Genomic DNA, 6,121 nt, shown 5'->3' with positions numbered 1-6,121 from the left:
AGAGTTTCAAGAGCTTAGCTACGAATGGCCGGGCTTGAAAACGGTAGGGGTGGTGATGAGTTTTCGCCAAGAGGGCGATGAGGCTCCTGAAGAGCCGATGATCCGCTACTACATTAGTTCAGCCGAGTTGACCGCCAAGAAGCTCGCCGAAGCAGCTCGGCAGCACTGGCATATTGAGGCCAAGCTCCACTGGTCTTTGGATGTGGCGCTTCGTGAAGATGCCTGCAAAATCCATCGCGGACAGGCGGCGGAAAACCTCGCCAGGGTCCGGCATATTGCGCTGAATTACCTGAAAGGAGAGAAATCTTTCAAAGGCGGAATTCGGCGGAAACAGAAGAAAGCGGCACTGGTTGAGACATATCTTGCTGACATTCTCGCGGTCTGAAAGCTTTCATGCGTTTTCCCTGGGACGCCGGTTGGCACCGTGTCGCTTAACCCGGAGCGGGAGCTCCAGGTCACCGTCGCCGAACCGGAAAAACAGGCGGCTTGAAGGAACTCAGAGGCGACAGATTTCTTGACAACTACCGCCTGAAAGGAGAGAAATCTTTCAAAGGCGGAATTCGGCGGAAACAGAAGAAAGCGGCACTGGTTGAGACATATCTTGCTGACATTCTCGCGGTCTGAAAGCTTTCATGCGTTTTCCCTGGAGGTACGATCGACTGCCACGAATCAATACACTTCGGAACGGAATATCTAGTAACTGTACCATCATCTGCGTAATCAGCCCCGATGCCTTATGTCCTGGACCACCGTGTCATCCTCCCAGTGACCAATGAAGCAGCTGTCGATGTCTTCGACTAGGCGATGCTTGATGCCGATGCGATTCGATATCTTGCCGAGCCCAGTACTCTCTTGGCATAAGCTCGATGCCCGCTACGCCGTTTCGGATGGCATGAGTGCTTCCAGAGATTGCCGTCAGAGGTCTTATCATCCCAGGCCATCGTATAAATTCATCTATGGCTGGTGCTCATGCCGGGCAAGGGTGCAATAAAACGTGTGCTGCGTTCTTTACGTAGGCGGCCGGCAACGACGGCGATCATACTGGGTAAGCGCTTGGTCCGCTTGCCGGCATTCCGGCGTCGATGATCGTTGCATGGCTTGGCCCGCGCGGGATGGTAGCCGCTATCGTTCGCGTTTTGGAGCGACTCGCGATAGACGACACTGTTATGAATACCAAGTGCTTTATCGATCTGCCGTTGACTCAATCTTACGTAACGATGTGCATGAATCGCTGGTATCACTAGATCTGGATCAGCTGTTGATAGCTCATGCTCTGATGCACCTGTGTCGATAAAGCAGAGAGGTACCAGCACTGGCGCTTTTTTTCTACCGAATGATTCAAAGTGTTGTATTTATTCTATGAATTCAATATTCACACTATATTGAGATGTTGATTCTGCATGAAAATTATACGTAAGTTATTCTCTTCATCCTCGAGTTTTTCTACAGACCATACACGCTCCTTGGATCTAATTATTCACATTGGCTCTCCGAAAGCCGGTTCTTCAGCACTGCAAAATTTCATGCTGAATAATCGCAATGCTCTTGAAAAACTGGGTTTCCATTATCCTGAGCATGGTATTGACAAGAATGGTATATCAGGTGGGCATGGCCAGTTGTGGGTGACATTGAGAGAAGGCGATGTGGAAGGTGCAGAGGCACTGCTAGAGAAATGGTTGAACCATGCTCGAAAGAAGGGTCTCAAGCTTGTGTTATCTTCCGAGTCCTTTTTCAATCAGTCAGAACATCTGGCGAAATTGTTCCACGAAAGCTTTCAGATTCCGCCGCAGGATATTCGTGTCATTGCTTTCGTACGTGCTCCGATTGATTACTTGATGGGAAATCATAATCAAGGCATCAAGCGTCATGGTCAGTCATGGAGTCTTTCCAGCCACCTCGCCCCGGTACTGCAAAATGGCAAACCCAGTCTTTCAGGTGGGCCCTTGATGCAATGGGCTGATGCCTTTGGCGATGATCACTGTCGTTTTCTGACCTACCAGAAACCAGCGGCTGATACACGACAGATTGAAGCGGTCTTTCTGGAAGAATTAGGGGTGCCTGCTTCTAAAATCCCTGCGCTGCTTCCGGAAAGAAAGATCACCAATCGTAGCTATGTCCGGTCTGCGCTGGAACTCAAGCGTACCTTGAATACAGTGCTCGCCAAGCTTCCTTCAGAGGTGGGTCGTGAGATTGACTGGGCATTGCAAGGGTATTCAGATCTCCATCCTGAAGAGGGCTCTTTGGGGAGCCAAGACATTCCCGAAGCGCTCTACAGGGACATCAATGCAGTGTTCCTCACCGCTATGGAGCCTGTTCTACTGCGTTTTCCAACTCTTGATCGTGCGACCTTGTTTCCTCCTCAATCTTCTAAGGTTGTGAGTAGTGCCAATGTCAGCAACCCTTATAGACCGCTGGCCTATCTCGAAGAGCAATGTCCCAAGGAGCTGGAAGCCATCAGAAAAGCAGCCCTGGAGCAGTATCAGGAAGGTCAGCAAGGCTATACGTTCCTGAAATTGCTTGATCTCCTGGGTATCTCCTTCGAAGAGCCTGTAGCACATAAGGGCCTGAGTGCACGTGCTCGCGGTATCATCGGCAGCAGCAAGATGAAGGAGGCTGACCGCCTTCGTGAGCTGGGCGCCTATTTTGAGCAGCAAGGCTTGCTGGAGGATGCACTGTTACTGCTGGCCAAGGCATCAGATTCTCGACCCGGAGGTGGAGGGATAAAGAGGATGAAAAAAAGAGTTCTGGATAAACTGTATATTACCAGTCAAATGAATGTCTCGGACGATAGTAACATCTGACAGTTTCTGATGATTTGATAGATGGCAAGATGTCGTGAGACACGCCAAGCAATGTCTTGCCCATCTATATTCGTTGTGGTTTTTTTGCAATTGTCATTCTGACAGTATGTAGCCTTTTGTGTCCTTTGCACTGTATTACTGAGACGTATGATTGATATTGTCGCAACGATACCCCCAGATTATTTTTTATGGTATTGATTTATGATGAAGAAGTTTATGTCTTATGTGTATCTCTGGTGGGACAAGCTATTCTTGATTGACCTGAAGAGGTACATTGATACATTTCGTGATGTAGAGTGTCATGATGGTCAGTATACATATGTTTCCAGTAGCCTTGATCCACAGATAAGATTATCGAAGAAAGTCTACTTACCGGGTTGGTATATGCTGGAAGCGACTGTCCTTCATGCCACTATGGCTCGAGAATCGCGTTTATACCTCAATGAGGGCAATGGCTATACCAATGACAAAAGCTTCATACTGCCAATCAAGAACGGTCGTGTTTCCAAGCGTATCATCAAGGTTACTAGGCCGGGAACTCGTCTCAGATTCGATCCGATTGATGCTTCTGGCGAATTCAGCATAGACAAGTTGAATTTGATTCTGCTGACGCCGCAGTTTGCCCATGATCGTATGTTGAAGCGTATCACTCGCCTACATCATAAATTCAGAGGCAAGTCATTGGCAGATGCCAAAAAAATATTCAATTCTGCCAAGGCGGCCGGAGGGGAGAGTCGCGAGAAGGCTCTGATGAGTCACTATGCTGACACCTTCCGCAATAATCGCACCCAAGGGGATTATCTTGCGTGGATAACACGACATGAACTGCCCATTGCAGAAACAGCACTTGATCATCAGCCTTTGATTTCAGTGCTGGTACCGGTCTACCGGCCTGATATCAATGATTTCCGGGCCTGTGTGGAATCCGTACTGGAACAGAGTTATCGCAATCTCGAACTGTGCCTCGTCGATGATGCTTCAGGCTCAGCTGAGCTGACTGCAGTATTGGATGAATACCGCAAGCGAGATGATCGTGTGCATGTCATCGTTCACGATCACAACAAGCACATCTCCCATACCAGCAATACGGCATTGGCCCACGCGAGTGGGGAGTACGTTGCACTGCTTGACCATGATGATGTACTGGCAACTCAGGCGCTCTACCTGATGGTAGAGGCTATACAGCAATTGCCAGAGGCTGTGGTGGTCTATTCGGACGAAGACAAGCTGGATGAGCAGGGGCGTCGTCACGATCCTCATTTCAAGAGCGGTTGGAATCCAGATCTTCTGCTTTCCCAGAATTACATTTCCCATCTGGGGATGTATCTGACTGAGCGAGTCCGCGAAGTCGGCGGGTTCCGCGTGGGGCTCGAGGGCAGTCAGGATCATGATCTTGTCTTGCGGGTCACGCACGGCCTGACGGCATCTCAAGTCGTGCATGTCTCGAGGGTCCTTTACCACTGGCGTGCAGGCAAGGGTTCTACGGCGCTGGACAGCGGTGAGAAGGATTATACCAGTCAGGCCGGACTCAAGGCCGTTCAGGATTACCTGGCTGAGCATTACGCGCATGCCTCTGTCAGTCTGGGCAGTCTGCCGAATACGTATCGTGTCAATTGGCCAGTCATTGGCGAGCCACTCGTCAGCTTGATTGTCCCGACACGTGATGGTGTCGATATTCTAAAGCCCTGTGTTGAAGCGCTCTTGGAGAGGACGAATTATAAACATTTCGAGCTGTTGATATTGGACAATCAGTCCTCTTGCGATGAGACACTCGCTTTTATGCAGGAAGTTACCCAACGTGACTCGCGCGTCAGAGTGCTTCAATGGAATCATCCCTTTAATTATTCCGCGATCAATAACTTCGGGGTGCAGGAGTCACGGGGTGACATCATTGGTTTGATCAACAACGATATCGAGCCGATAAATCCTCAATGGCTTGACGATATGATAGGTCGGGTTCAGCGCGAAGAGATTGGGTGTGTCGGTGCCAAATTGTACTACCCGAACAATACCGTACAGCATGCTGGTGTCATTCTGGGGATCGGGGGAGTGGCGGGACATGCTCATAAATATTTTCATCGCAATGAGACTGGCTACTTTTCACGCTTGATGTTGCCGCAGAATCTGAGTGCCGTCACGGCTGCCTGTCTGCTGGTTCGGCGAGAGGTCTTCCTCGAAGTTGGCGGCTTGAATGAAGAGCATCTAGCTGTCGCTTACAATGATGTCGATTTCTGTTTGAAGGTTCGTGATGCAGGCTATCGCAACCTCTGGACACCTTATGCAGAGCTGTATCACCATGAATCTGTCTCACGCGGGCGAGACCATAGTGGTGAGAAACAGGCAAGAGCAGAGCGCGAAGACGCTTATATGATGAAGACTTGGGGTGATACCTTGACGACTGACCCCTTCTACAACCCCAATCTGACCCTGATTCACGAGGACTTCTCGCTGCGGTGAGCTGTGAACCGTCCTGTCCAGCCTGTGCCCGTTTATCGAAGATCGTCTTGCAAGGATCACCATGCCACGCTCACAGTTCTTGCTCAAGGCCCCTTGCGGGGCCTTGAGCTTTTTACCAACGCCAAGTCATTCATAGCCAATCCGTTTATCGGCATTAATCGTCGTAGTCTACATACGTTGCGTGTACGAATATTGCACTGGGATCAGCCATTCAATTGTTCGGCCATCAATAATTTCGGAGCACGTGAGGCACTTGGCGATATCATCGGCTTGGTCAACAATGATATCGAGCTGATGAATGGCGAATGGCTGACAGAAATGGTGTCGCAGGTATGTCGCCCTAACATCGGGTGTGTCGGTGCCAAACGGCGGATGCAGGCTCTGAGTGCAACACCCTATTGAATTGAGGGTGGTGCTTCATTGTGCTTTGCCATCAGTTCATTCATCACCTCGATAGAGCATTTGAAGTCAAAGCGTTTTCGAGGCCGCATATTCAGCTCGAAGGCAATGGCATCCAGCTCTTCCTGACTGCTCAGTGACAGATCCGTTCCCTTAGGAAGATACTGGCGAATCAGCCCATTGATATTCTCGTTGCTGCCTCTTTGCCAAGGGCTATGGGCGGAATCTGTCAACATAGTTGGCACATGAAGTGGTTCTGGCTTTTTAAAACCCTATTGCCTGCGGTATCGGATCCCGCTCCGGATTCAAATGCACTATCTCCGGCAGGTCGAATTTCCGGATGTCACCTGACCATCGCTCCGGGTGACGCTGCTTCGCGGCCTCGAAGACCTCTCGGCGCTGCGTCAGAATGCCTTTGGCCTCGCCGTCATGACGCTGGCTCGGCGTGACGTAGCGAAGGGCGC

General features: G+C 50.2%; 4 protein-coding genes and 2 pseudogenes. 4 read left to right on the top strand and 2 right to left on the bottom strand.

The genetic code is table 11. From position 1 onward, the window contains the following. From IZU87_RS16905 to IZU87_RS18200, 4 genes are all read left to right on the top strand, one after another. A partial coding sequence (locus IZU87_RS16905; protein WP_213115318.1) for an ISAs1 family transposase occupies positions 1-385 on the top strand: 385 nt, incomplete at its 5' end. A 1,015-nt stretch (positions 386-1,400) separates the two neighbouring features. Next, the gene (locus IZU87_RS16900; RefSeq protein ID WP_213115317.1) at positions 1,401-2,801 is read left to right on the top strand and encodes a hypothetical protein; all 1,401 of its coding nucleotides are present in this window, start codon (positions 1,401-1,403) and stop codon (positions 2,799-2,801) included. 204 nt (positions 2,802-3,005) lie between these two features. Continuing rightward, positions 3,006-5,258: a glycosyltransferase family 2 protein gene (locus IZU87_RS16895; RefSeq protein WP_213115316.1), complete on the top strand. Its 2,253-nt coding sequence runs from the start codon at positions 3,006-3,008 to the stop codon at positions 5,256-5,258. 3 nt (positions 5,259-5,261) lie between these two features. Continuing rightward, positions 5,262-5,660, top strand: coding sequence for a glycosyltransferase (locus IZU87_RS18200; RefSeq protein ID WP_213115315.1), 399 nt, complete (start codon positions 5,262-5,264; stop codon positions 5,658-5,660). On the opposite strand, the pseudogene IZU87_RS16885 reads toward IZU87_RS18200, so the two are convergent. Beyond that, positions 5,654-5,875, bottom strand: a pseudogene (locus IZU87_RS16885) (transposase); the annotation flags it as partial. The gene IZU87_RS18200 and the pseudogene IZU87_RS16885 sit on opposite strands and share 7 nt — an antisense overlap. A 46-nt stretch (positions 5,876-5,921) precedes the next feature. Beyond that, positions 5,922-6,121, bottom strand: a pseudogene (locus IZU87_RS16880) (IS3 family transposase); the annotation flags it as partial.

Source organism: Cobetia sp. MC34 (assembly GCF_018340035.1).
GTDB classification, from domain to species: Bacteria; Pseudomonadota; Gammaproteobacteria; order Pseudomonadales; family Halomonadaceae; genus Cobetia; species Cobetia amphilecti.
Note: the sequence above shows the minus strand (reverse complement) of the source record. Positions and strands in the feature narration are given on the sequence as shown.

Coding starts and splice junctions, on each gene's coding strand:
- IZU87_RS16895 (WP_213115316.1), top strand. CDS start 3,006: ATGAAGAAGTTTATGTCTTATGTGTATCTCTGGTGGGACAAGCTATTC.
- IZU87_RS16900 (WP_213115317.1), top strand. CDS start 1,401: ATGAAAATTATACGTAAGTTATTCTCTTCATCCTCGAGTTTTTCTACA.